The sequence below is a fragment of the Streptomyces sp. LMG1-1-1.1 genome (assembly GCF_040815545.1).
In the GTDB taxonomy this organism is placed as follows: Bacteria; Actinomycetota; Actinomycetes; order Streptomycetales; family Streptomycetaceae; genus Streptomyces.
Window position 1 is genome coordinate 130,869 of record NZ_JBFPNH010000065.1, and the last position, 24,043, is coordinate 154,911.

General features: G+C 70.5%; 24 protein-coding genes. 18 read left to right on the top strand and 6 right to left on the bottom strand.

The window, feature by feature from the left end; translation table 11 throughout:
• Window positions 1-48: 48 nt before the first annotated feature.
• On the bottom strand, window positions 49-447 hold the full coding sequence (locus tag MRBLMG1_RS31675; RefSeq protein ID WP_367827606.1) for a DUF1992 domain-containing protein: 399 nt from the start codon (window positions 445-447) through the stop codon (window positions 49-51).
• A 140-nt stretch (window positions 448-587) separates the two neighbouring features.
• Here MRBLMG1_RS31675 and MRBLMG1_RS31680 point away from each other — a divergent pair, with 140 nt between their 5' ends.
• Window positions 588-1,532 carry a M23 family metallopeptidase gene (locus MRBLMG1_RS31680; RefSeq protein ID WP_367827607.1) on the top strand — a complete coding sequence of 315 codons (945 nt, stop codon included), beginning with the start codon at window positions 588-590 and terminating at the stop codon, window positions 1,530-1,532.
• Window positions 1,533-1,642: 110 nt separating this feature from the next.
• Here MRBLMG1_RS31680 and MRBLMG1_RS31685 read toward each other — a convergent pair whose 3' ends face one another.
• On the bottom strand, window positions 1,643-1,846 hold the full coding sequence (locus MRBLMG1_RS31685; RefSeq protein ID WP_015035453.1) for a cold-shock protein: 204 nt from the start codon (window positions 1,844-1,846) through the stop codon (window positions 1,643-1,645).
• Window positions 1,847-2,130: 284 nt separating this feature from the next.
• On the opposite strand from MRBLMG1_RS31685, the gene MRBLMG1_RS31690 reads away from it, so the two are divergent.
• Entirely contained in the window at window positions 2,131-3,003 is an 873-nt protein-coding gene (locus tag MRBLMG1_RS31690) for a menaquinone biosynthetic enzyme MqnA/MqnD family protein (protein WP_367827608.1), read from the top strand.
• 19 nt (window positions 3,004-3,022) lie between these two features.
• Here MRBLMG1_RS31690 and MRBLMG1_RS31695 read toward each other — a convergent pair whose 3' ends face one another.
• Window positions 3,023-4,063 carry an alpha/beta hydrolase gene (locus MRBLMG1_RS31695; protein WP_367827609.1) on the bottom strand — a complete coding sequence of 347 codons (1,041 nt, stop codon included), beginning with the start codon at window positions 4,061-4,063 and terminating at the stop codon, window positions 3,023-3,025.
• Between the two features lie 175 nt (window positions 4,064-4,238).
• Here MRBLMG1_RS31695 and mqnC point away from each other — a divergent pair, with 175 nt between their 5' ends.
• The 4 genes from mqnC (at window position 4,239) to MRBLMG1_RS31715 (ending at window position 8,238) form a co-directional block, all read left to right on the top strand.
• Entirely contained in the window at window positions 4,239-5,438 is a 1,200-nt protein-coding gene (gene mqnC, locus MRBLMG1_RS31700) for a cyclic dehypoxanthinyl futalosine synthase (RefSeq protein ID WP_367827610.1), read from the top strand.
• Window positions 5,439-5,445: 7 nt separating this feature from the next.
• Window positions 5,446-6,045, top strand: coding sequence for a hypothetical protein (locus MRBLMG1_RS31705; protein WP_367827611.1), 600 nt, complete (start codon window positions 5,446-5,448; stop codon window positions 6,043-6,045).
• A 74-nt stretch (window positions 6,046-6,119) separates the two neighbouring features.
• Window positions 6,120-6,815 carry a demethylmenaquinone methyltransferase gene (locus tag MRBLMG1_RS31710; RefSeq protein ID WP_367827612.1) on the top strand — a complete coding sequence of 232 codons (696 nt, stop codon included), beginning with the start codon at window positions 6,120-6,122 and terminating at the stop codon, window positions 6,813-6,815.
• A gap of 136 nt (window positions 6,816-6,951) precedes the next feature.
• Window positions 6,952-8,238: a geranylgeranyl reductase family protein gene (locus MRBLMG1_RS31715; RefSeq protein ID WP_367827613.1), complete on the top strand. Its 1,287-nt coding sequence runs from the start codon at window positions 6,952-6,954 to the stop codon at window positions 8,236-8,238.
• Window positions 8,239-8,418: 180 nt separating this feature from the next.
• Here the strand turns inward: MRBLMG1_RS31715 and MRBLMG1_RS31720 are convergent, their stop codons facing one another.
• From MRBLMG1_RS31720 to MRBLMG1_RS31730, 3 genes are all read right to left on the bottom strand, one after another.
• Window positions 8,419-9,354 carry a hypothetical protein gene (locus tag MRBLMG1_RS31720; protein ID WP_367827614.1) on the bottom strand — a complete coding sequence of 312 codons (936 nt, stop codon included), beginning with the start codon at window positions 9,352-9,354 and terminating at the stop codon, window positions 8,419-8,421.
• Window positions 9,355-9,358: 4 nt separating this feature from the next.
• Entirely contained in the window at window positions 9,359-9,772 is a 414-nt protein-coding gene (locus MRBLMG1_RS31725) for a hypothetical protein (RefSeq protein WP_367827615.1), read from the bottom strand.
• Between the two features lie 232 nt (window positions 9,773-10,004).
• Window positions 10,005-10,859, bottom strand: a complete 855-nt coding sequence (locus MRBLMG1_RS31730; RefSeq protein ID WP_367827616.1) for a C40 family peptidase — start codon at window positions 10,857-10,859, stop codon at window positions 10,005-10,007.
• A 656-nt stretch (window positions 10,860-11,515) separates the two neighbouring features.
• Here MRBLMG1_RS31730 and MRBLMG1_RS31735 point away from each other — a divergent pair.
• The 12 genes from MRBLMG1_RS31735 to nuoL are packed head-to-tail and all read left to right on the top strand — an operon-like array spanning window position 11,516 to window position 24,042.
• Window positions 11,516-11,875, top strand: coding sequence for an NADH-quinone oxidoreductase subunit A (locus tag MRBLMG1_RS31735; protein WP_019888619.1), 360 nt, complete (start codon window positions 11,516-11,518; stop codon window positions 11,873-11,875).
• A 17-nt stretch (window positions 11,876-11,892) separates the two neighbouring features.
• On the top strand, window positions 11,893-12,447 hold the full coding sequence (locus MRBLMG1_RS31740; protein WP_030318842.1) for a NuoB/complex I 20 kDa subunit family protein: 555 nt from the start codon (window positions 11,893-11,895) through the stop codon (window positions 12,445-12,447).
• On the top strand, window positions 12,444-13,175 hold the full coding sequence (locus tag MRBLMG1_RS31745) for an NADH-quinone oxidoreductase subunit C (protein WP_367827617.1): 732 nt from the start codon (window positions 12,444-12,446) through the stop codon (window positions 13,173-13,175). The genes MRBLMG1_RS31740 and MRBLMG1_RS31745 overlap by 4 nt, the downstream gene beginning before the upstream one ends.
• Window positions 13,175-14,497, top strand: a complete 1,323-nt coding sequence (locus tag MRBLMG1_RS31750) for an NADH-quinone oxidoreductase subunit D (RefSeq protein WP_367827618.1) — start codon at window positions 13,175-13,177, stop codon at window positions 14,495-14,497. Before MRBLMG1_RS31745 ends, MRBLMG1_RS31750 begins: the two co-directional genes overlap by 1 nt.
• Entirely contained in the window at window positions 14,494-15,234 is a 741-nt protein-coding gene (gene nuoE / locus MRBLMG1_RS31755) for an NADH-quinone oxidoreductase subunit NuoE (RefSeq protein ID WP_367827619.1), read from the top strand. The genes MRBLMG1_RS31750 and nuoE overlap by 4 nt, the downstream gene beginning before the upstream one ends.
• The gene (gene nuoF, locus MRBLMG1_RS31760; RefSeq protein WP_367827620.1) at window positions 15,231-16,583 is read left to right on the top strand and encodes an NADH-quinone oxidoreductase subunit NuoF; all 1,353 of its coding nucleotides are present in this window, start codon (window positions 15,231-15,233) and stop codon (window positions 16,581-16,583) included. The genes nuoE and nuoF overlap by 4 nt, the downstream gene beginning before the upstream one ends.
• Window positions 16,580-19,084, top strand: coding sequence for an NADH-quinone oxidoreductase subunit G (locus tag MRBLMG1_RS31765; RefSeq protein WP_414721688.1), 2,505 nt, complete (start codon window positions 16,580-16,582; stop codon window positions 19,082-19,084). The genes nuoF and MRBLMG1_RS31765 overlap by 4 nt, the downstream gene beginning before the upstream one ends.
• Window positions 19,081-20,445: an NADH-quinone oxidoreductase subunit NuoH gene (gene nuoH / locus MRBLMG1_RS31770; RefSeq protein ID WP_367827621.1), complete on the top strand. Its 1,365-nt coding sequence runs from the start codon at window positions 19,081-19,083 to the stop codon at window positions 20,443-20,445. Before MRBLMG1_RS31765 ends, nuoH begins: the two co-directional genes overlap by 4 nt.
• Window positions 20,417-21,016 (top strand): NADH-quinone oxidoreductase subunit NuoI, encoded by a 600-nt coding sequence (nuoI, locus tag MRBLMG1_RS31775; RefSeq protein WP_367827622.1) that lies wholly within the window; start codon window positions 20,417-20,419, stop codon window positions 21,014-21,016. The genes nuoH and nuoI overlap by 29 nt, the downstream gene beginning before the upstream one ends.
• On the top strand, window positions 21,013-21,840 hold the full coding sequence (locus tag MRBLMG1_RS31780; RefSeq protein ID WP_367827623.1) for an NADH-quinone oxidoreductase subunit J: 828 nt from the start codon (window positions 21,013-21,015) through the stop codon (window positions 21,838-21,840). Before nuoI ends, MRBLMG1_RS31780 begins: the two co-directional genes overlap by 4 nt.
• Window positions 21,837-22,136, top strand: coding sequence for an NADH-quinone oxidoreductase subunit NuoK (gene nuoK / locus MRBLMG1_RS31785; protein WP_017239464.1), 300 nt, complete (start codon window positions 21,837-21,839; stop codon window positions 22,134-22,136). The genes MRBLMG1_RS31780 and nuoK overlap by 4 nt, the downstream gene beginning before the upstream one ends.
• A gap of 10 nt (window positions 22,137-22,146) precedes the next feature.
• On the top strand, window positions 22,147-24,042 hold the full coding sequence (nuoL, locus tag MRBLMG1_RS31790; protein ID WP_367827624.1) for an NADH-quinone oxidoreductase subunit L: 1,896 nt from the start codon (window positions 22,147-22,149) through the stop codon (window positions 24,040-24,042).
• Window position 24,043: the final 1 nt, after the last annotated feature.

Sequence of the window (24,043 nt, forward strand, 5' to 3'; positions counted from 1 at the left end):
GCCCCGCGAGCCGGCCCTCTCCAGGGGCCCGGCCCCCTCCATAGAGCCCTAAGCCCGGTCCCGCCGCCACCGCTCGACCGCCGCGTCGACGTCGAAGAGGGTCAGGTTCAGGGGCGGGCCGGCCGGCGGGCGGCGGAGGGCCTCGGCGATTTTGGTGTTGATGTCGCCGAGGATGCGGCGGACCTGGCGTTCGGACACGGCGGCGGCGACGGCGGCCTCCGCGTCCTCGGCTTCCTTGCGGAGGGTGAGGGAGGGCGGGAGGACGGACGCGCCCTCGCGGTGCATCTTGCCCTTGATCCACCACAGTTCGTCGTAGGGGGCGGAGTCGTCGGGGAGGGGTTTGCCGAAGCCGGAGAGGCTCCGGAACTCGCCGCGCTCGGCGGCCTCGCGGATCTGCCGGTCCACGAACGATTCGAAGTCGACGCCGGGCGGTTTCCGTTCGGTCATGTGTTCAGCCTACGTAACCGGGGTGGTACGAGTGTGGTCTTCGCGGGCTTCTGCGGCTCGCGATCTTCCGGCACGCTGTGGTGCGTTCAACGCGCGTCGACCCTTGTCCCGTCTCGCCCCCACCCCTCACCGGAGGACGTATGCGTGCACGGATCGTCTCCCTCGGAGCCTCTCGCCACACCCCTCACCACACCCCTCACCACACCCCTCACCACCCCCCTCACCGCACCGCTCGTCGCGCCCGCCGCGGGGCCCGCCTCGGCACCCCGCTGGGCACCCTCCTCGCGCTCGTCGCGGGGCTGCTCACCGCACTCGTCACCGCGACGCCCGCGCAGGCGGCGCCGCTGTTCAAGGCGCCGTTCCCGTGCGGCCAGACCTGGACGTACAGCCATCACTCGGCGGAGGTGCGCCAGGCGCTGGACTTCATCCGCTCCGACGGCGGTACGACGGCCGGCACGCCGGTGCTCGCGTCGGCGTCCGGCACGGCCTACCGCTACTCACAGCCGAGCGGCGCCGGGAACTACGTCGTGGTCGACCACGGCGGCGGCTGGAAGACGTACTACTTCCACCTGAACGCCTATGCGGTCGCCGACGGCGCCTGGGTCAACCAGGGGCAGCAGATCGGCACCACCGGCACCACGGGCAACAGCTCCGGCGCCCACATCCACTACGAGCAGCTCTACAACGGCGTCGGGCAGCCGATCGCGATCAACGGCGCCTCCCTCGCCCCCTACCCGGGCTCGTACGGCTCCAAGTACCTGACCAGCGACAACGGCTGCTCGGGCGGCGGGGGCGGCAAGTACTGGGTGGACACGTTCGCCAACGCCACCGGCTACGCCCAGGCGAACACCAACGCCCCGCAGGGCGTGCTGAACGCGGGGACGAACTACGTCTACTGCAAGGTCTGGGGCCAGGAGATCCGGGACGGCTCCGGCAACTACAACCACTGGTGGCTCAGGACGGACCTCGACACCGTCTACGCCGGGAAGAACGGATACGGAGCGTACGTCTCCGCCTACTACCTGTCGCGCTGGGGCAACGACGAGGCCCGCGACAACAACGGGACCGTGATCCCGAACTGCTGACCCCGCCCCCTACCGGGGTGGGGAAAGGCAGGAGCCCCGCTCGTGCCGAGACACGGAGCGGGGCTCCTTGGGTACTGCTCTAGTCGTGCGTGCTCGCCGACCCAGGCACCTTAGGCCGGGGAGACGTTCTCCGCCTGCGGGCCCTTCGGGCCCTGCGTGACGTCGAAGGTCACGAGCTGGTTCTCCTCGAGCGAACGGAAGCCGTTCGCGTTGATCGCGGAGTAGTGGACGAAGACATCCGGGCCGCCGCCGTCCTGGGCGATGAAGCCGAAGCCCTTTTCAGCGTTGAACCACTTCACGGTTCCGGTAGCCATGAGCCCTCCTATGGGCCAAAGGGTCGCCCTGCTCCAGAACCTGCAAACAAGTCTGAAAACTACAAAAGCCTGCGGGTCACATGCTCCGCAGGCTCTGTACTGCAAGGGAAACCAAACTGCAACTTGCGTTGAGCGTAGCACGCAGGACGCTCGACGCGGTAGAGGGAAAGATCACTTCACCCACATGTTTGATCTTCTTCCGCGTGCTGACGCACACACCTCCGGGAGCACCCCCGCGGAGCCCCGGCGATGCCCACGGTACGAGACGGGTCTAGCCTCACGATGTGGACAAAGCAACCGACGACCACCAGCGCAGCCGGCCCCGCGTCGGACACATCCAGTTCCTGAACTGCCTCCCCCTGTACTGGGGGCTCGCGCGGACCGGCACGCTCCTCGACCTGGAGCTGACGAAGGACACCCCGGAGAAGCTCAGCGAGCGGCTGGTCCGGGGCGATCTCGACATCGGGCCCATCACCCTCGTCGAGTACCTCAGGAACGCGGAGGACCTCGTCGCCCTCCCGGACATCGCCGTCGGCTGCGACGGCCCGGTCATGTCCTGCGTGATCGTGTCCCAGCTCCCCCTGGAGGATCTGGACGGCGCGCGCGTGGCGCTCGGCTCCACCTCGCGCACCTCCGTACGCCTCGCCCAGCTGCTGCTGTCCGAGCGGTACGGCGTCACGCCCTCCTACTACACCTGCCCGCCGGACCTCGGCCTGATGATGCAGGAGGCGGAGGCGGCCGTCCTGATCGGCGACGCGGCCCTCCGGGCCTCGCTGCACGACGCGCCCCGGCTCGGTCTGCAGGTCCACGACCTCGGCCTCATGTGGAAGGAGTGGACGGGCCTGCCGTTCGTCTTCGCCGTGTGGGCGGCCCGCAAGGACTTCCTCGCGCGCGAGCCGGAGACCGTCCACGACGTCCACCAGGCGTTCCTGGCCTCCCGCGACCTCTCCCTCGAAGAGGTCGCCAAGGTCGCCGAGCAGGCCGCCCGCTGGGAGACCTTCGACGCCGAACTCCTGGAGCGGTACTTCCGGACGCTCGACTTCCGCTTCGGCCCCGAGCAGCTCGCCGGGGTACGCGAGTTCGCCCGCAGGACCGGCGCCACCACCGGCTACCCGGCGGACGTCACCGTCGAACTGCTGCCGCCCGCCCACCGGTAGCGGCGGACCGGGGCACCGCCTACGCGGAGCCCCGCCACGTCGTGCCCCGGTCCGGCACCGGGGGCTGGAGGTGCCTGCTGATCCACTCGATCGAGCCGGCCTCCAGTCCCCTCATGTAGGTACGGGCGTTGTGCCCGCCGCCCGGTATGACCTGGAGCCTGCTCTTGACCGGGCCCTTGGTGTACGTACGGATGAACCGCTTCACCTTCGGCCCGATGCCGGTCTCCCCCGAGCCGAGCTGGAAGGCCAGGTACACGACGTTGCGGGGGAGGTCCGGCCGGCGGCCCAGGGCCGCCGCGAGGCGTCCGGGGTCGTTCGCCCGGCGCTCGCGCTCGTGCCCCCGCCACAGCGGGGAGTCCGGGACGGTGTCGGGCCCCGACGCGATGACGGCCTTGAAGCGGTCCGGGTGCTGGAGCACCGACTTGAGGCCCACGAAGCCGCCCGACGACGACCCCATGAACGCCCAGCCGTCGCGCGACGCGAACGTCCGGAAATTCGCCCGGACGAAATCCGGCACGTCCTCCGCGACCCAGGTCCCCATGCGCGGCCGGCCCGGAATATCGCTGCCGTCGTAGTAGTGGTCGAAGTCCGGATTGAGCACGGGCATCGCGACGATGAACGGAAGGCTCTTTCCCGCCCGGGACCACCGGGAGATGCCCGCCTGGAGCCCGAGATCCGTCCCCCGCCAGTAATTCCCCGGATATCCGTGCCCGCCCGGGAGCGCCACGAGGACGGGGAAGCCGCTGTGCGCGTACCGGGGGTCGAAATACTGCGGCGGCGCCCACACCCACACCTTGCCCGTGAATCCGGACTTCCGGCCCGTCAGCGTCGTGACCCCGATGCGCGTGCCGTCGTCCACCGACCCCGCGACGGTGAACCGCGCCGGAGGGCCCGTCGGATACACGGTGACGGGCTGCCCCGGCGCCGCCCTCGGCCCCGAGAGCGGGCCGCCGAAGACGAGCGGCTCACCCCCGCCGCCGTCGCGGACCCCCAGCAGGGCGAGCGGCGCGGCGAGCGCGAGGGCGACCGCGAGGGACCTCCGGGACGACGGGCGTGCCATGGTGCGACTCCGGTTCCTTACGGGGCGGATCGGGTGATTCCGAAGGGAGAGAGGGGTCCGGTGCCCGGGGGGTTGCCCCGGTGCGGAAGCTCGCGCGGCACCCTGCTGAAGCGGCGAAGAGCGCTGGCGTAGGCTGGTTCGGTCGATCAGAACCCCTCCGAAAGGGACGCACCCGGTGACCGAGAAGGCCGAACTCCAGTCCGTTCTCGACCGCGCCGCCGCGGGTGGCCGGATCACCCCCGAGGAGGCGCTCGACCTCTACCGCTCCGCGCCGCTGCACGCGCTGGGCGCCGCCGCCGACGCCGTGCGCCGGCGCCGGTACGCGGGGACCGAGCACATCGCGACGTACATCATCGAGCGGAACATCAACTACACGAACGTCTGTGTGACGGCGTGCAAGTTCTGCGCCTTCTACGCCGCGCCGAAGGACACCAAGAAGGGCTGGACCCGCGACCTCGACGACATCCTGCGCCGCTGCGCGGAGACCGTGGAGCTCGGCGGCACCCAGATCATGTTCCAGGGCGGCCACCACCCGGACTACGGCGTCGAGTACTACGAGAAGCACTTCGCGGCCATCAAGAAGGACTTCCCGCAGCTGGTCATCCACTCCCTCGGCGCCTCCGAGGTCGAGCACATGGCCCGCATCTCCGGCGTCTCCGTGGAGGAGGCGATCACCCGCATCCACGCGGCCGGTCTCGACTCCTTCGCGGGTGCCGGCGCCGAGCTGCTCCCGGAGCGGCCGCGCAAGGCCATCGCCCCGCTGAAGGAGAGCGGCGAGCGCTGGCTGGAGATCATGGAGATCGCCCACAAGCTGGGCGTGGAGTCCACCTCCACCATGCTGATGGGCACCGGCGAGACCAACGCCGAGCGGATCGAGCACCTCCGCATGATCCGTGACGTACAGGACCGGACGGGCGGCTTCCGGGCCTTCATCCCGTACACGTACCAGCCCGAGAACAACCACCTGAAGGGCCGCACGCAGGCCACGCTCCTCGAGTACCTGCGGATGATCTCGATCGCGCGGCTCTTCCTCGACAACGTCGCCCACATCCAGGGCTCGTGGCTCACCACGGGCAAGGAGATCGGCCAGCTGACGCTGCACTACGGCGCGGACGACCTCGGCTCGATCATGCTGGAGGAGAACGTCGTCTCCTCCGCCGGCGCCAAGCACCGCTCCAACCTGCGCGAGATGATCGACATGATCCGCACCGCGGACCGCGTCCCGGCGCAGCGCACCACGACGTACGAGCACATCGTCGTCCACGACGACCCGGCGAACGACCCGGTCGACGAGCGCGTCGCCTCGCACATCTCGTCCACCGCGATCGAGGGCGGCACGGCCCACCCCGAGCTGAAGCTCCTGGACGCGAACTGAGGCCGTCGTGCTGACCATCCACGTCGCCGAGGCGACGCCCGAGACCGCGATCCTGGTCGACGGCGACCGCGTCGCCGCCGTCGGCCCCATCGACGACCTGGTCGCCGTGCGGCCCGAGGCGCGGGTGCGGCGGTGGCCCGGCATCCTCACCCCGGGGCTGCTCAACCCGTTCGCGCCCGAACTGCTCGAAGGCATGTACCACCCGGACCCGCGGGAGGCCGAGGGGTTCGGCACCGAGCCGATCACGGGGGAGCGGGCGCAGCGGATCTTCCGCATGGACGCCTCGCGGCGCGGCGCGTCCGCGCGCCGGGGCGTGCAGCGGCTGCTCGCCCACGGGACGGTCGCGGTCGCCGGCGAACTGCGCGACCGGGCCGCCGTGGACGCGGTGCGCCGGGCCGGTCTGGCCGTCGGCCGCCGCCCGGAGAAGGTCCCGGGCCTCCCGTCCTTCTCGCCGGTGCCGCTGATCCTGCTGCCCGGCCTGATCCCGGGAGCCCCGGCCCGCTTCGCCGTCTTCGACGTGCCCGACCGGGCGGCGCTGGTCCGTCTCGGCGCGTCGACGTGTGTCGCCACCGTCCTCGGCGGCCGGCTCGTCCACCGGGCCCGCTGACCGGTTTCCGGCCCGCCCGCTGCGACAATGAACCCGCCCGCCCGTCACCCCCGATTCTGCGAGGCCGAACGCCAGTGACCCGCGCCACCCTGGACAAGCAGCCGCACGAAGTCGCCACCATGTTCGACGACGTGGCGGCGAACTACGACCTCACGAACGACGTGCTCTCCCTCGGGCAGGACCGCCGCTGGCGCAAGGAGGTCGCGAAGGCGGTCGACGCGCGCCCGGCGCAGCGGATCCTCGACCTGGCGGCGGGTACGGCCACCTCCTCGCAGCCGTTCGCCCGCGCCGGCGCCTACGTCGTGCCGTGCGACTTCTCCCTCGGCATGCTCCGGGTCGGCAAGAAGAACCACCCGTGGATGCCGTTCACGGCGGGCGACGGCACGAAGCTGCCCTTCCGCGACGACGTCTTCGACGCGGTGACGATCTCCTTCGGGCTGCGCAACATCCAGGACACCGAACAGGCGCTGCGCGAGATGTACCGGGTGACGAAGCCCGGCGGCCGGGTCGTCATCAGCGAGTTCTCGCACGCCACCTGGGCGCCGTTCCGCACGGTCTACGAGGAGTACCTGATGCGCGCGCTGCCGCCGGTGGCCCGCGCGATCTCCTCGAACCCCGACGCCTACGTCTACCTCGCCGAGTCGATCCGCTCGTGGCCCGACCAGCCGACGCTGGCGGCCATGCTCCAGAAGGCCGGCTGGTCGAAGGTGGCCTGGCGGAACCTGTCCGGCGGGATCGTCGCGCTCCACCGGGGCTTCAAGGCCGCCTGACGGAGCGCCGTCCGCGGCCGGGCCGCGGGGACGCGCACCGGGTCGGCGGGCGGGTGGCCGACCCTCCGTTTCGGCCGAGTCCGCCCGCCATAGACTGCGATACGTCCTCATCGTCGAATCTTCGGGAGACCCCGCCGTGACCGAGCAGCCCCTCTCCGAGCACAGCGCAGATGTGATCGTCGTCGGGGCGGGCCCGGCCGGCTCCACCACCGCGTACTACCTGGCCAAGGCGGGGCTCGACGTCCTGCTCCTGGAGAAGACCGCGTTCCCGCGCGAGAAGGTCTGCGGCGACGGGCTCACCCCGCGCGCCACCAAGCAGCTCGTCGCGATGGGCATCGACATCTCCGAAGAGGCCGGCTGGCTGCGGAACAGGGGCCTGCGGATCATCGGCGGCGGCGTCCGCCTGGAGCTCGACTGGCCGGACCTCGCCTCGTACCCGGACTACGGACTCGTGCGCAAGCGCGACGACTTCGACGAGCAGCTCGCCCGGCAGGCGCAGAAGGCCGGCGCGCGGCTGTACGAGCGCTGCAACGTCGGCGCGCCGATCATCGACGACCGTACGGGCCGGATCACCGGCGTGCACGCCAAGCTCGGCGAGGAGAAGCGCGAGGTCACCTTCCACGCGCCGCTCGTCGTCGCCGCCGACGGCAACTCCACCCGGCTCTCCGTGGCCATGGGCCTGCACCGGCGTGAGGACCGCCCGATGGGCGTCGCCGTCCGCACGTACTTCACCAGCCCCCGGCACGACGACGACTACCTGGAGTCGTGGCTGGAGCTGTGGGACAAGCGCGGCGCGCAGGACCGGCTGCTGCCGGGCTACGGCTGGATCTTCCCGATGGGCGACGGCACGTCGAACGTCGGCCTCGGCATCCTCAACTCCTCCTCCGCGTTCAAGGAGCTGGACTGGCGCGAGGTCCTCAAGGCCTGGTGCGCGTCCATGCCGGAGGAGTGGGGCTACACCCCGGAGAACATGACGACGCCGATCCGCGGCGCCGCCCTGCCGATGGCCTTCAACCGCCAGCCGCACTACACCAAGGGCCTGCTGCTCGTCGGCGACGCCGGCGGCCTCGTCAACCCGTTCAACGGCGAGGGCATCGCGTACGCCATGGAGTCCGGGCAGATCGCCGCGGACGTCATCGTCCAGGCCCACGCCCGCGCCACCCCGGCCCAGCGCGAACTGGCCCTGCGCAACTACCCCCAGGTCCTCAAGGACACCTACGGCGGCTACTACACGCTCGGCCGCGCCTTCGTGAAGCTCATCGGCAACCCGAAGATCATGAAGATCGCGACCCAGCACGGCCTCACCCACCCGCTCCTCATGAAGTTCACGCTGAAGATGCTCGCGAACCTCACGGACCCGACGGGCGGCGACGCCATGGACCGCATCATCAACGGCCTGTCGAAGGTCGCGCCGAAGGCCTGAGGCCGGGGCCTGAGCACGGGGACCCGAGCCCGGGGACCCGAGCCCGGGGACCTGAGCCCGGGGACCTGAGCCTGGGGCCTGAGCACGGGGCCTGAGCCTGGGGACCTGAGCCCGGGGCCTGAGTCCGGGTCCTGAGCCTCTGGCGGCCCGCACTCCTGGCCGCCCGGGCCCCGGGCTCCGTCAGCCGTTACGCGCCGCCGCCAGCCTGATCCGGGCGTCGAGTTCGGACCTCGTCCGGGTCAGGGTCTCGGCGTGCTGCTCGACGGCCCGTTTCTGGAAGCCGACCTCGGCGGCGTACCAGACGCCGACGAGGCCGGTGCGCTCCTTGCAGGCCACGTCCTGCACGGCGGCGGCGACGGCCCGGGGGCCGCCGGCCGCGTCCTGGGCCAGCCCGAGGTCCTCCTGGGGGCTGACCGGGTCGTCGGTCCGGTAGCCCTGCTCCGCCATGCAGCGGGACCACTCCCCGACGGCCCGGGCGACGCGCGGGTCCTGCCGGGCCTTCGTGAAGGCCTCCGCCTCGAGCCGGAAGACGAACAGGGCGTCGACGGCGCCGTCCCGGGGCGCGTACATCCGCAGGAAGCCCTCGCGGCCGCAGCCGCCGACGGGCACCTTCCGGCCGTTGACCTTCCTGCCGCTGTCGGTCCGCTCCGACTCCGGGAGGCTCATCGGCAGCCGCCCCCTGACCGGCGGCCCGCCCAGGGCGAGGTCGCCGGCGGGGCCGAGGTCGTCCTCGGCGGCCTTTCCGGGCGCCTGGGCGCCGCCGCGCGGGGCGTAGCCGTGGCGGGAGGCGTTCCCGGCGTCGGTGAGGCCGTAGCGGGAGCCGGCGCCGGCGCGGACGGGCCGCGGCTGCTCCGGCGGCCGGTACGTGAAGCCGAACCGCTTCATGCAGTCGGCGGTCAGCAGCGCCTGCGCCCGCTCGATGGCGCGGCTCTCCTCGTCCGTGGGCTTGTAGCCGTCCAGCGGGTACGCGAGCCGCGCCGCGTCCGTCGCCCGGGGCGGCGCGGCGGGGGCGGACGGGCCGGCGCCGATGTCGGCGGAGCCGGAGCCGCAGGCGGTGAGGAGGGCCGCGCCCAGCAGGAGGGCGGCGGCCGCGGGGTGCGGGATGCGGGTGCGCATGGGGTCAGCGGGCCTTGTAGTGGTACGCCGAGGAGACCTGGTTCTTGAACGTCGTGGAGGCGTTCCCGTAGTAGTTCGCCGGGATGCTGCCCTCGATGCCGCCGGCGAACGAGCCGGTGTAGACGTACCAGACGACGCGGTCGCGGTTGAAGTACGAGGCGGCGTTGTTGTCCACGACCTCCCCCTGGCCGGCGCCGTAGCCGGGGAAGCGGTCGTCGGCGAGGTTGGAGTCCGCCAGGTACAGGTCGAAGACCGATCCCATCAGGGACGAGTTGTAGAAGAGGCCGAACTCGCGGTACTCCAGCTCGCCGTCCTTGGTCGCGGCGGCGGCGGTTCCGCCGCCGGCCACGAGTCCGGCGCCGAGGGCGGTGAGGGCGACCGCCGTGCCGATGGCGCGCCGGATGACCGTGCTCTGCATGCCGTTGCCTTTCGGGGCCGAGGACCGAGATTGAGAAGTACACGTCATGAAGAGATTCCGGTCTACGGCTCTTTGCGACAGAGAACCCAAACCATGTGGCCCGCATGTGGCGTGATTTCACTGCCTGTTGGGCTCCACGCGAGACGCCCTCCCCCGACCGCCCCCGGACACGACGAAGGGCCGTCTCTCCCCCGAGGAGTGACGGCCCTTCGTCGCGCGGATGCGGAAGCGATCAGAGGAGGCGGACGGCGCCCGAGGGCATGTCCCAGTCCAGGGAGCGCTCGACCACACCGGTCGAGGAGTTCTGCGCGCCGACGTACTTGCCGCCGCCGACGTAGATGGCGACGTGGTACGAGCCGCTGCGGCTGCCCCAGTAGAGGATGTCGCCCGGCTGGAGGTTGCTAAGGGAGACGGACGTGCCCATGCTCGACTGCTGGTACGAGATGCGGGGCAGGTCGATGTTGGCCTGGCGGTACGCGGCCTGGACGAGGCCGGAGCAGTCCCACGAGTTGGGGCCGGTGCCGCCGGTGACGTAGGCGTCGCCGACCTGGGCGCGGGCGAAGGCCACGATCGCGGCGGCGGCGCCGGAGGGGGCCTGCGTCGGGGCGTCGTCCGTCGACGAGCCGGTGCCGGACGAGTCGTCGCCCGTGCTGGTGAGCTGGGTGCGCACGCTGTCGCGGGAGGCGCGGGCGGCGGCGTCCTTGCGCTCCTGCTCGGCCTTGGCGCGGGCCTTCTCGGCGCGCTCGGCCTCGGCCTTGCGGTCCGCCTCGGCCTTCGCCTTCTTGGCGTCCTTGGCGGCCTTCTGCAGGGCCTGGTTCTCCTGCGACTGGAGGCTCTGGTCGAGGGCCTCCTGCTGCGACGCCTCGGCGGAGGCGGCGACGGCGCTCGCGAGGCCGGAGCCGGAGTCGAGCGAGCCCAGGGTGGGCATTTCGATGGTCTCGGTCACCGGCTCGGCATTCGCCGGCCCGGCAGCACCGGCCACCGCGATGGTGCCGAGGACGCCACCGGCAACTCCTGCCCGCAGGGCGAGCTTCGAGGCGCTGCGGCGGGGCTTCCGGTGGCTGGGTATGTGAGCGGTGTGGGACATGGGAACAACCGCTATCAGGGGTTCGTGGTTCCCATCAAGAAACGTGGGTTGCGCCACAGTTACGTTCGGAACCACCCAATCCGCTTCTCTGACGCCCTTATTGACGCCGTAACGGGCAAATCGGGCAAGGCTCATCCGGCCCTTGATCAAGGGTTTTCAATGAAACGCCCGAATTGCCCGACGCTTACCACCTCTTGACGCGTATGGCCAAGCCCCGCTTTTTTCGTGGCCTCGGAGTGTGGTGCAGGTCACATCTTCACTCGTGAACGCGTGCACGCGTCCATCTCCGTACGCCGGACCCCCCGACCGGGCGATGGGCGCATCCTTTATCACCCGGATGCGTCCACCACCAATTTGCTTGCATGGGCCATCACTTGATAGTGCGCACCCCCTCCGAGCAGCGGCTTCCGGTCCGGATGTCACATCTGGTGATCACCTGGGCGCTTCGCGCGACAAGATCACCGCTCATCCGACTTCATGATCCTTCGTCAGGTGGTGGAGATCACAAAGTCCTTGGTGTACCCCGTGTCGCAGATCACAGAGGGGCAGGCATAAGATGCGGGGCAGCCGGGCTTGTGAACTGCCTCACATGGGGGCGATCTTTCACTCCGGCGGTGCGGTCCAACGGTCAAGGACGACTGGAAGGAGCGAGGAGCGTGAATGCGTACGCGCCCGTCCTCGTGCTCGGTGCCCTGGGTGCGGGGTTTGCGATCTTCTCCGTGGTCATGGCCACGCTTATCGGGCCAAAGCGGTACAACAGGGCAAAGCTTGAGGCGTACGAGTGCGGCATCGAACCGACGCCCACTCCCGCAGGAGGCGGTCGCTTCCCGATCAAGTACTACCTGACGGCGATGCTCTTCATCGTCTTCGACATCGAGATCGTCTTCCTCTACCCCTGGGCCGTCACCTTCGACGCCCTGGGGCTTTTCGGGCTCGTGGAGATGCTGCTCTTCGTGCTCACCGTCTTCGTCGCCTACGCGTACGTGTGGCGGCGCGGCGGCCTGGAATGGGACTGAAGGGCTGAGGGGCACCTATGGGACTCGAAGAGAAACTCCCGAGCGGCTTTCTGCTGACGACCGTCGAACAGGCCGCGGGCTGGGTGCGCAAGGCGTCCGTGTTCCCCGCGACGTTCGGCCTCGCCTGCTGCGCCATCGAGATGATGACCACCGGAGCCGGCCGGTACGACCTGGCCCGCTTCGGCATGGAGGTCTTCCGCGGCTCGCCGCGCCAGGCCGACCTGATGATCGTCGCCGGCCGGGTCAGCCAGAAGATGGCGCCCGTCCTGAGGCAGGTCTACGACCAGATGCCCAACCCCAAGTGGGTCATCTCCATGGGCGTCTGCGCCTCCTCGGGCGGCATGTTCAACAACTACGCGATCGTCCAGGGCGTCGACCACATCGTGCCGGTCGACATCTACCTGCCCGGCTGCCCGCCGCGCCCGGAGATGCTGCTCGACGCGATCCTCAAGCTCCACCAGAAGATCCAGAGCTCCAAGCTCGGCGTGAACGCCGAGGAGGCGGCCCGCGAGGCGGAGGAAGCGGCGCTCAAGGCGCTGCCGACCATTGAATTGAAGGGTCTGCTCCGGTGAGTGACGAGACACCCAACCCCGAGAAGGAGCTGAGCGCGCAGAACCTGCCGGGCCAGCGCGGGGACCACGGCGAGGAGGTACGCCTCCAGCGTGGCATGTTCGGCGCGAACAACGGCGGCGACACCACGGGCTACGGCGGCCTCGTCCGCTCCGTCCGGCTCCCCGGCCCGGCCGTCCGCCCGTACGGCGGCTGGTTCGACGAGGTCGCCGACGAACTCGAAGGCGCCCTGGAGGAGCAGGGACTGCTCCCCGAGAACGCCATCGAGAAGACGGTCGTCGACCGCGACGAGCTCACCTTCCACATCGAGCGCGAGCACCTCGTCCGCGTGGCCCGCACCCTGCGCGACGACCCGGCGCTCCGCTTCGAGCTCTGTACCGGCGTCTCCGGCGTCCACTACCCCGGCGACAAGGGCCGCGAGCTCCACGCCGTCTACCACCTGCGCTCACTGACCCACGGCCGGCTGATCCGCCTGGAGGTCTCGGCCCCCGACAGCGATCCGCACATCCCGTCGCTCGTCGCCGTCTACCCGACGAACGACTGGCACGAGCGCGAGACGTACGACTTCTTCGGCATCGTCTTCGACGGCCACCCCGCCCTCACCCGGATCATGATGCCGGACGACTGGCAGGGCCACCCGCAGCGCAAGGACTATCCCCTCGGCGGCATCGCGGTCGAGTACAAGGGCGCCCAGATCCCGGCTCCGGACCAGCGGAGGTCGTACAGCTGATGTCCACCTCAGAAGCGTCTCCCCGCGAGACGACCGAAGGCCCCGTCTACACGGTGACCGGCGGCGACTGGGACGAGGTCGTCCAGTCCGCGGCCAAGGCCGACGACGAGCGGATCGTCGTCAACATGGGCCCCCAGCACCCGTCCACCCACGGCGTGCTCCGCCTCATCCTGGAGATCGACGGCGAGACCGTCACCGAGGCCCGCTGCGGCATCGGCTACCTCCACACCGGCATCGAGAAGAACCTCGAGTACCGGACCTGGACGCAGGGCACCACCTTCGTCACGCGCATGGACTACCTCACCTCGTTCTACAACGAGACGGCGTACTGCCTCGGCGTGGAGAAGCTCCTCGGCATCACCGAGCAGATCCCGGACCGCGCCAGCGTCATCCGCGTCCTGCTCATGGAGCTCAACCGGCTCTCCTCGCACCTGGTGTGCATCGCCACCGGCGGTATGGAGCTCGGCGCCACCACGATCATGATCTACGGCTTCCGGGACCGCGAGATGATCCTGGACCTGTACGAGCTGATCACCGGCCTGCGCATGAACCACGCGTTCATCCGCCCCGGCGGCCTCGCCCAGGACCTGCCGCCCGGCGCCGTCGACGCCGTCCGCGAGTTCGTGAAGACCATGAAGAAGAACCTGCCGGAGTACGACAAGCTCGCCACCGGCAACCCCATCTTCAAGGCCCGCATGCAGGACGTCGGCTACCTCGACCTCACCGGCTGCATGGCCCTCGGCGCCACCGGGCCGATCCTCCGGTCGGCGGGCCTCCCGCACGACCTGCGGAAGACCGACCCGTACTGCGGCTACGAGGACTACGACTTCGAGGTCCCGACCGCCGACACCTGCGACTCCTACGGACGCTTCCTCGTCCGCCTGGAGGAGATGCGCCAGTCGCTCCGGATCGTCGAGCAGTGCCTCGACCGCCTGGAGCCCGGCCCCGTCATGGTCGGCGACAAGAAGATCGCCTGGCCCGCGCAGCTCGCGCTCGGCCCCGACGGCCTCGGCAACTCGCCCGACCACATCGCGAAGATCATGGGCACCTCCATGGAGGCCCTGATCCACCACTTCAAGCTGGTCACCGAGGGCTTCCGGGTCCCCGCCGGACAGGCGTACGCGGCCGTCGAGTCCCCCAAGGGCGAGCTCGGCGTGCACGTCGTCTCCGACGGCGGCACCCGCCCCTTCCGGGTCCACTTCCGCGACCCGTCCTTCACCAACCTCCAGGCCATGGCCGCGATGTGCGAGGGCGGCCAGGTCGCCGACGTCATCGTCGCCGTCGCCTCCATCGACCCCGTGATGGGAGGCGTCGACCGATGACGGAGAACGTCAGCCTGGGGATGCCCCAGCTCCCCGCCCCCGACTACCCGGCCGAGGTCCGCGCCCGCCTGACGGACGACGCGCGCGAGATCATCGCCCGCTACCCGGACTCCCGCTCGGCCCTCCTGCCGATGCTGCACCTCGTGCAGTCGGAGGAGGGCCATGTGACCCGTACCGGCATGGCGTTCTGCGCCGACCTCCTCGGCCTCACCACCGCCGAGGTCACCGCCGTCGCCACCTTCTACACGATGTACCGGCGCAAGCCCTCCGGCGACTACCAGGTCGGCGTCTGCACGAACACGCTCTGCGCGGTCATGGGCGGCGACGCCATCTTCGAGGAACTCAAGGAGCACCTCGCCGTCGGCAACAACGAGACCACCGCCGACGGCAAGATCACCCTCGAACACATCGAGTGCAACGCGGCCTGCGACTTCGCACCCGTCGTGATGGTCAACTGGGAGTTCTTCGACAACCAGACCCCCGCCTCCGCCAAGCGGATGGTGGACGACCTGCGGGCCGGCCGGACCGTCGAGCCCACCCGCGGCGCCCCGCTCTGCACCTTCAAGGAGACCGCCCGCATCCTCGCGGGCTTCCCCGACGAGCGCCCCGGCGCCGTCGAGGCCACCGGCGGAGCCGGCCCGGCCTCCCTCGTGGGACTCCGTCTCGCCAAGGGCGAGCAGCCGCACCACCGAATCGTCCACCCGCGTGGTGAGACCTCCGGTCAGGAGGGGGAGTGATGACCTTGGCCGCCGAGATCGACAACAGCAGCCCCGAGAAGATCCTCGCCCCCGTGCTCTCCGCCTTCTGGGACCAGCCCGAGTCCTGGACCCTGGCGACCTACGAGCGCCACGAGGGCTACCAGGGCCTCAAGCGGGCCCTCGCGATGAGCCCCGACGACCTCATCGCGTACGTCAAGGAATCCGGCCTCCGCGGACGCGGCGGCGCCGGCTTCCCCACCGGCATGAAGTGGCAGTTCATCCCGCAGGGCGACGGCAAGCCGCACTACCTCGTCGTCAACGCCGACGAGTCCGAGCCCGGCACCTGCAAGGACATCCCGCTCCTCTTCGCCAACCCGCACTCCCTCATCGAGGGAATGATCATCGCCTGCTACGCGATCCGCTCCGAGCACGCGTTCATCTACCTGCGCGGCGAGGTCGTCCCCGTCCTGCGCCGCCTCCACGAGGCGGTCCGCGAGGCCTACGCCGCCGGCTACCTCGGCCGGAACATCCTCGGCAGCGGCCTGAACCTCGAACTCACCGTGCACGCCGGCGCCGGCGCGTACATCTGCGGCGAGGAGACCGCCCTCCTCGACTCGCTCGAAGGACGCCGCGGCCAGCCCCGGCTGCGGCCCCCCTTCCCCGCGGTCGCCGGCCTGTACGCCTGCCCCACCGTGGTGAACAACGTCGAGTCCATCGCGTCCGTTCCCGCGATCCTCAACCGGGGCAAGGAATGGTTCACGTCGATGGGCAGCGAGAAGTCCCCGGGCTTCACGCTGTACTCGCTGAGCGGGCACGTCGCCTCGCCCGGCCAGTACGAGGCCCCGCTCGGCATCACCCTGCGCCAGCTCCTCGACATGAGCGGCGGCATGCGACCCGGCCACCGCCTCAAGTTCTGGACCCCCGGCGGCTCCTCCACGCCGATGTTCACCGACGAGCACCTCGACGTGCCCCTCGACTACGAGGGCGTCGGCGCCGCCGGCTCCATGCTCGGCACCAAGGCGCTCCAGTGCTTCGACGAGACCACCTGCGTCGTCCGGGCCGTCACCCGCTGGACCGAGTTCTACGCCCACGAGTCCTGCGGCAAGTGCACCCCCTGCCGCGAGGGCACCTACTGGCTCGTCCAGTTGCTCCGCGACATCGAGGCCGGCCGCGGACAGCTGTCCGACCTCGACAAGCTCAACGACATCGCCGACAACATCAACGGCAAGTCGTTCTGCGCCCTCGGCGACGGCGCCGCCTCGCCGATCTTCTCCTCGCTGAAGTACTTCCGCGCGGAGTACGAGCAGCACATCACCGGCCGGGCCTGCCCCTTCGACCCCGCCAAGTCGACCGCCTGGGCGGACAACCACAAGGAGGTGACCGCGTGACCGTCACGCCCCAGTCCATCGGCGGCTCCGCCGCGGGCCGCCCCGGCGGCGGCACCCCGGCCGTACCGCCGGAAGACCTCGTCACGCTCACCATCGACGGCGCCGAGATCTCCGTCCCCAAGGGGACGCTCGTCATCCGCGCCGCCGAACAGCTCGGCATCGAGATCCCGCGCTTCTGCGACCACCCCCTCCTCGACCCCGCGGGCGCCTGCCGCCAGTGCATCGTCGAGGTCGAGGGCCAGCGCAAGCCGATGGCCTCCTGCACCATCACCTGCACCGACGGCATGGTGGTGAAGTCGCAGCTGACCAGCCCCGTCGCCGAGAAGGCCCAGCACGGCGTGATGGAGCTGCTGCTCGTCAACCACCCGCTGGACTGCCCGGTCTGCGACAAGGGCGGCGAGTGCCCCCTGCAGAACCAGGCCATGTCCCACGGGCAGGCCGAGTCCCGCTTCGAGGGCGTCAAGCGCACCTACGAGAAGCCGATCCCGATCTCCACCCAGGTGCTGCTCGACCGCGAGCGGTGCGTGCTCTGCGCCCGCTGCACCCGCTTCTCCAACCAGATCGCGGGCGACCCGATGATCGAGCTGATCGAGCGCGGCGCGCTCCAGCAGGTCGGCACCGGCGAGGGCGACCCCTTCGAGTCGTACTTCTCCGGCAACACCATCCAGATCTGCCCCGTCGGCGCCCTCACCTCGGCCGCGTACCGCTTCCGGTCCCGCCCCTTCGACCTGGTGTCCTCGCCGTCGGTCTGCGAGCAGTGCGCCGGCGGCTGCGCCACCCGCACCGACCACCGGCGCGGCAAGGTCATGCGGCGGCTCGCCGCCGAGGACCCGGAGGTCAACGAGGAGTGGATCTGCGACAAGGGCCGCTTCGCCTTCCGGTACGCGCAGCAGCGCGACCGACTCACCACCCCGCTCGTCCGCAACCCCGAGACCGGTGAGCTGGAGACCGCGTCCTGGCCCGAGGCCCTGGAGGCCGCCGCCCGCGGCCTCGTCCGCGGCCGCACCGGCGTCCTCACCGGCGGCCGGCTGACCGTCGAGGACTCCTACGCGTACGCCAAGTTCGCCCGGGTCGCCCTCGACACCAACGACATCGACTTCCGGGCCCGGATCCACTCCGGCGAGGAGGCCGACTTCCTGGCCTCCGCCGTCGCCGGCCGCGGCCGCGACCTGGACGGCAGCGGCGTCACGTACACCTCGCTCGAAGCGGCGCCGGCCGTGCTCCTCGTCGGCCTGGAATCCGAGGAGGAGGCCCCCGGCGTCTTCCTCCGGCTCCGCAAGGCCTGGCGCAAGCACGGCCAGAAGACCTACGCGGTCGCCGCCTTCGCGACCCGGGGCCTGGAGAAGTCCGGCGGCACCCTGCTGCCGGCCGCGCCCGGCACCGAGACCGAGTGGCTGGACGCGCTGACCTCCCGGGTCGGCCTGGCGGACGAAGGACTCGCCGCCGCCGAGGCCCTCCGCCAGGACGGCGCCGTCATCGCCGTCGGCGAACGCCTCGCGGGCGTGCCCGGCGCGCTGACCGCCGCCCTGCGCGCCGCGACCGCCACCGGCGCCCGGCTCGTCTGGATCCCGCGCCGCTCCGGCGAACGCGGAGCCGTCGAGGCGGGCGCCCTCCCGGCGCTGCTGCCCGGCGGCCGGCCCGCGACCGACCCCCGCGCGCGTGAGGAGGTCGCCGCCGCCTGGGGCGTCCGCGAGCTCCCGCACCGCTACGGCCGCGACACCGGCCAGATCCTGGAGGCCGCCGCCACCGGCGAACTCGGCGCACTGCTCGTCGCCGGCGTCGAGGTCGCGGACCTCCCGGACCCGGCACGCGCGCGCGAGGCACTCGACGCCGCCTTCGTCGTCTCCCTGGAGCTGCGGCCCTCCGAGGTCACCGAGCGCGCGGACGTCGTCCTCCCGGTCGCCGCCGTCGCCGAGAAGCCCGGCACCTTCCTCAACTGGGAAGGCAGGGCACGGCTCTTCGAGGCCGCGCTCAAGCCCGAGCAGATGACCAGGCCCCTCGCGCCGTCCGACGCGCGCGTCCTCCACATGCTCGCCGACGCCCTCGACGCCCACCTGGCCCTGCCCGACCTGCGGTCCGCACGGCGTGAGCTCGACCGGCTCGGCGGCTGGACCGAGGAGCGGGCCACCGAGCCCAGCGAGCCCGGCCAGCCGGCGCCCCGGCCCGGCGACGGCGAGGCCGTCCTCGCCGGACACCGCCTGCTGCTCGACCTCGGCAGGCTCCAGGAGGGCGACACCGCGCTCGCCGGCACCCGGCACGCGGCCGTCGCCCGGCTCTCCGCCACCACCGCCGCCGACACCGGCGTCAAGGACGGCGACGCGCTGGAAGTGACCGGCCCCGCCGGTTCCGTGACGCTCCCGCTCCAGGTCACCGAGATGCCCGACCGCGTGGTCTGGCTGCCGCTCAACTCGACCGGCCGAGGCGTCCTCTCCGACACCGGCGCCCACCCCGGCGCCCTGGTCCGCATCGGCCCGGCGACCCCGCAGGAGGCGCAGGCATGACCGCGAACGTCCTGGCGGCCGAAGACCTGTCCATGTTCGGCACGGACCCCTGGTGGCTCGTCCTGATCAAGGCCGTCTTCTGCTTCGCCTTCCTGATGATCACCGTGCTCTTCTCCATCGTGTGGGAGCGCAAGGTCGTCGCCTGGATGCAGCTGCGCATCGGCCCCAACCGGCACGGCCCCTGGGGCATGCTCCAGTCCCTCGCGGACGGCATCAAGCTGATGCTCAAGGAGGACGTGATCGTCAAGAAGGCCGACAAGGTCGTCTACGTCCTCGCCCCGATCATCGCCGCGATCCCCGCGTTCATGGCGATCGCCGTGATCCCCTTCGGCCCGGCCGGCAACGAGGTCTCGATCTTCGGCCAGCGGACCGCGATGCAGCTCACCGACCTGCCGATCGCGATGCTGTACGTCCTCGCGGTCGCCTCCGTCGGCATCTACGGCATCGTCCTCGCGGGCTGGTCCTCCGGCTCCACGTACCCGCTGCTCGGCGGACTCCGGTCCTGCGCGCAGATGATCTCGTACGAGATCGCCATGGGCGCCGCCTTCGCCTCGGTCTTCCTCTACTCCGGGTCGATGTCGACCTCGAAGATCGTCGAGGCGCAGGCGGACCGCTGGTTCGTGATCCTGCTGCCGGTCTCGTTCATCATCTACATCGTCACGATGGTCGGCGAGACGAACCGCGCCCCGTTCGACATGCCGGAGTCCGAGGGCGACCTCGTCGGCGGCTTCAACACCGAGTACTCGTCCATCAAGTTCGCGATGTTCATGCTCGCCGAGTACGTGAACATGGTGACGGTCTCGGCCGTGTCGGTGACCCTCTTCCTGGGCGGCTGGCGGGCCCCGTACCCGATCTCCACCTTCTGGGAGGGCGCGAACCACGGCTGGTGGCCGATGCTCTGGTTCGTCGTCAAGGTGCAGCTGCTGCTGTTCTTCTTCATCTGGCTCCGCGGCACCCTGCCCCGCGTCCGCTACGACCAGCTGATGAAGCTCGGCTGGAAGGTCCTCATCCCGGTCTCCGTGGTCTGGCTGATGCTGGTCGCCACCGTCCGGGCGATGCGGAACGAGAACATCGCCTTCTCGAACATCGTCCTGTACGTGGCCGGTGCCGTCCTCGGACTGCTGCTGCTCTCCTTCCTCGTGGACCTGTTCCGCGACCGGAAGGAGAAGGCCGCGACGACCGCCCCCGAGGCCGCGCCCGCCTTCGACGCGATGGCCGGCGGCTTCCCCGTACCGCCCAAGCCCGGGCAGTCGCTGCCGCCCGTGCCCCGGCGCAGGCCCCGGCGCGACCGGGACCTGGTCGCCAGCGGCGCCCCCGATACCGCTACTGCGAATGATGGAAAGGAGACGGACGGTGTCTGACTTCCAGAATCCGGTGGCCGGTTTCGGCGTGACCTTCAAGGCCATGTTCAAGAAGCGGCTGACCGAGCAGTACCCGGAGCAGCAGAAGACGACGGCGCCCCGCTTCCACGGCCGGCACCAGCTCAACCGTCACCCCGACGGCCTGGAGAAGTGCATCGGCTGCGAGCTGTGCGCCTGGGCCTGTCCCGCCGACGCCATCTACGTCGAGGGCGCGGACAACACCGACGAGGAGCGCTACTCGCCCGGCGAGCGGTACGGCCGCGTCTACCAGATCAACTACGCCCGCTGCATCCTGTGCGGCCTGTGCATCGAGGCGTGCCCCACGCGCGCGCTGACGATGACCAACGAGTTCGAACTGGCCGACTCCTCCCGCGAGAACCTGATCTACACCAAGGAGCAGCTGCTCGCGGGCCTGGAGGAGACCATGGTCGACTCCCCGCACGCGATCTTCCCCGGCATGACCGAGCAGGACTACTACCGGGGCCTGGTCACCGAGGCCGCCCCCGGCACGGTCCGCCAGGTCGCCGTCTCCAAGGGCGAGACGGGCGAGCCGGAGGGGGCGGACGCATGAGCGCCAACCTCGCGGCCTACACGACCTCCTCCGGCGAGGCCTTCCAGTTCTGGGTCCTCGGCACCGTCGCCGTCGTCGGCGCGCTCTCCACGATCCTGATGAGGAAGGCCATGCACAGCGCGCTGTCGCTGGCCGGCACGATGATCGTCCTCGCGGTCTTCTACCTCGCCAACGGCGCGTACTTCCTCGGCATCGTCCAGATCGTCGTCTACACCGGCGCGATCATGATGCTGTTCCTCTTCATCGTCATGCTGGTCGGTGTCACGGCCGCGGACTCGCTGAAGGAGACCATCAAGGGGCAGCGCTGGTGGGCCGCCGCCTGCGGCCTCGGCTTCGGCATCCTGCTGATCGCCGGCATCGGCCAGGCCTCGCTCACCGAGTTCGCCGGCCTCGGCGCGGCGAACACCGCGAACGGCGGGAACGTCGAGGGCCTCGCCGCCCTCATCTTCACCAAGTACGTCTTCGCCTTCGAGATCACCGGCGCGCTCCTCATCACCGCCGCCGTCGGCGCGATGGTGCTCACCCACCGCGAGCGCACCGAGCGGGCCCGCACCCAGCGCGAGCTCTCCGAGCAGCGCGTACGGGAAGGCAGGCACGTGCCGCCGCTGCCCGCGCCCGGCGTCTACGCCCGGCACAACGCCGTGGACGTCGCCGGTCTGCTGCCCGACGGCACCCCGTCGGAGCTCACCGTCATCTCGACCCTGCGCAAGCGGGGCCAGATCCGGGACGTGTCCACCGAGGCGATGGCCGACCTCAAGGCCCTGGAGCAGCGCTCCCAGGAGCGGCTCGGCCGGGACCGGGACGAAGAGGAGGCCACCCGGTGAATCCCGTCAACTACCTGTACCTCGCCGCCCTGCTGTTCACCATCGGCGCGGCCGGGGTGCTGATCCGGCGCAACGCGATCGTGGTCTTCATGTGCGTCGAGCTGATGCTCAACGCCTGCAACCTCGCGTTCGTCACCTTCTCCCGCATGCACGGCAACCTCGACGGCCAGATCATCGCGTTCTTCACGATGGTCGTCGCCGCCGCGGAGGTCGTCGTCGGGCTCGCGATCATCGTGTCCGTCTTCCGTGCCCGCCACTCGGCCTCGGTCGACGACGCCAGCCTGATGAAGCTGTGAGGGGCTGACCGTGGAAAATCTCATTGCGCTGCTCGTCGGGGCGCCCCTGCTCGGGGCGGCGGTCCTGCTCTGCGGCGGCCGCCGGCTCGACAAGTCCGGGCACTGGCTGGGCACGCTGCTCGCGGCCGTGTCCTTCCTCATCGGCCTGGCGCTCTTCGTCGACATGCTCGGCAAGAGCGCCGACGACCGGGCGATGCACCAGCGGCTCTTCACCTGGATCCCCGTCGAGGGCTTCCAGGCGGACTTCGCCTTCCAGCTCGACCAGCTGTCGATGACGTTCGTGCTGCTGATCACCGGGGTCGGCACGCTCATCCACGTGTACTCCATCGGCTACATGGAGCACGACGAGCGCCGCCGCCGGTTCTTCGGCTACCTCAACCTGTTCGTCGCGGCGATGCTGCTGCTCGTCCTCGCCGACAACTACCTGCTCCTGTACTTCGGCTGGGAGGGCGTCGGCCTCGCCTCGTACCTCCTGATCGGCTTCTGGCAGCACAAGCCCAGCGCGGCGACCGCCGCGAAGAAGGCGTTCCTGGTCAACCGGGTCGGTGACATCGGGCTCTCGATCGCCATCATGATCATGTTCACCACCTTCGGCACCTTCGCCTTCGGGCCGGTGTTCGCGGAGGCGGACAAGGCCGGTGAGGGCACGCTGACCGCGATCGGTCTGATGCTGCTCCTCGCGGCCTGCGGCAAGTCGGCCCAGGTGCCGCTGCAGTCCTGGCTCGGGGACGCGATGGAGGGCCCGACCCCGGTCTCGGCCCTCATCCACGCCGCCACCATGGTCACCGCCGGCGTCTACCTGATCGTCCGGTCCGCCGACATCTTCGACGCCGCCCCGGACGCCCAGCTGGTCGTCACCGTGGTCGGCGCGGTCACGCTCCTCTTCGGTGCGATCGTCGGTTGCGCCAAGGACGACATCAAGAAGGCGCTCGCCGGATCGACGATGTCGCAGATCGGCTACATGATCCTGGCGGCCGGCCTCGGCCCCATCGGCTACGCCTTCGCGATCATGCACCTGGTGACCCACGGCTTCTTCAAGGCCGGGCTGTTCCTCGGCGCGGGTTCGGTGATGCACGGCATGAACGACGAGGTCGACATGCGGAGGTACGGCGGCCTGCGGAAGTACATGCCGGTCACCTTCGCCACCTTCGGCCTCGGCTACCTGGCGATCATCGGCTTCCCCGGCCTGTCCGGCTTCTTCTCCAAGGACAAGATCATCGAGGCGGCCTTCGCCAAGGGCGGCACCGAGGGCTGGATCCTCGGCTCGGTCACCCTGCTGGGCGCGGCCATCACCGCGTACTACATGACCCGCGTGATGCTGATGACCTTCTTCGGCGAGAAGCGCTGGCAGCCGGACGCGGACGGCCACGAGCCCCACCCGCACGAGTCGCCCAGGTCGATGACCATCCCGATGATCGTGCTGGCCTTCGGCTCGGTCTTCGCCGGAGCCTTCTTCGGGATCGGCGACCGGTTCGTCGCCTGGCTGGAGCCGGTGACGAGCTTCGAGCACGGCCACCCGCCGATCGGCGCCGGAGCGATCACCGCCGCCACCGTCACCGTCATGGTGGTCGGCGTCGGCATCGCGTACGTCCAGTACGGCCGCCGGCCCGTGCCGGTTGTCGCCCCGCGCGGCTCGCTCCTCACCCGGGCCGCCCGCCGCGACCTCCTCCAGGACGACTTCAACCACGCCGTGTTCGTCACGGGCGGCACGCACCTCACCCGCTCGCTCGTGTACGTCGACCACAGCCTCGTCGACGGTGTCGTCAACGGCACCGCGGCCTCCGTCGGCGGACTCTCCGGCCGGCTGCGCAAGCTCCAGAACGGCTACGCCCGCACCTACGCGGTCTCCATGTTCGGAGGTACTGCGGTGCTGATCGCCGCGACCCTGCTGATGAGGGCGGTGTAAC

Coding starts and splice junctions, on each gene's coding strand:
- MRBLMG1_RS31720 (WP_367827614.1), bottom strand. CDS start 9,354: ATGCGCACCCGCATCCCGCACCCCGCGGCCGCCGCCCTCCTGCTGGGC.
- nuoH (WP_367827621.1), top strand. CDS start 19,081: ATGACCGCGAACGTCCTGGCGGCCGAAGACCTGTCCATGTTCGGCACG.
- MRBLMG1_RS31725 (WP_367827615.1), bottom strand. CDS start 9,772: ATGCAGAGCACGGTCATCCGGCGCGCCATCGGCACGGCGGTCGCCCTC.
- nuoE (WP_367827619.1), top strand. CDS start 14,494: ATGACGGAGAACGTCAGCCTGGGGATGCCCCAGCTCCCCGCCCCCGAC.
- MRBLMG1_RS31780 (WP_367827623.1), top strand. CDS start 21,013: ATGAGCGCCAACCTCGCGGCCTACACGACCTCCTCCGGCGAGGCCTTC.
- MRBLMG1_RS31685 (WP_015035453.1), bottom strand. CDS start 1,846: ATGGCTACCGGAACCGTGAAGTGGTTCAACGCTGAAAAGGGCTTCGGC.
- MRBLMG1_RS31680 (WP_367827607.1), top strand. CDS start 588: ATGCGTGCACGGATCGTCTCCCTCGGAGCCTCTCGCCACACCCCTCAC.
- MRBLMG1_RS31695 (WP_367827609.1), bottom strand. CDS start 4,063: ATGGCACGCCCGTCGTCCCGGAGGTCCCTCGCGGTCGCCCTCGCGCTC.
- MRBLMG1_RS31740 (WP_030318842.1), top strand. CDS start 11,893: ATGGGACTCGAAGAGAAACTCCCGAGCGGCTTTCTGCTGACGACCGTC.
- MRBLMG1_RS31750 (WP_367827618.1), top strand. CDS start 13,175: ATGTCCACCTCAGAAGCGTCTCCCCGCGAGACGACCGAAGGCCCCGTC.
- MRBLMG1_RS31730 (WP_367827616.1), bottom strand. CDS start 10,859: ATGTCCCACACCGCTCACATACCCAGCCACCGGAAGCCCCGCCGCAGC.
- MRBLMG1_RS31675 (WP_367827606.1), bottom strand. CDS start 447: ATGACCGAACGGAAACCGCCCGGCGTCGACTTCGAATCGTTCGTGGAC.
- nuoI (WP_367827622.1), top strand. CDS start 20,417: ATGATGGAAAGGAGACGGACGGTGTCTGACTTCCAGAATCCGGTGGCC.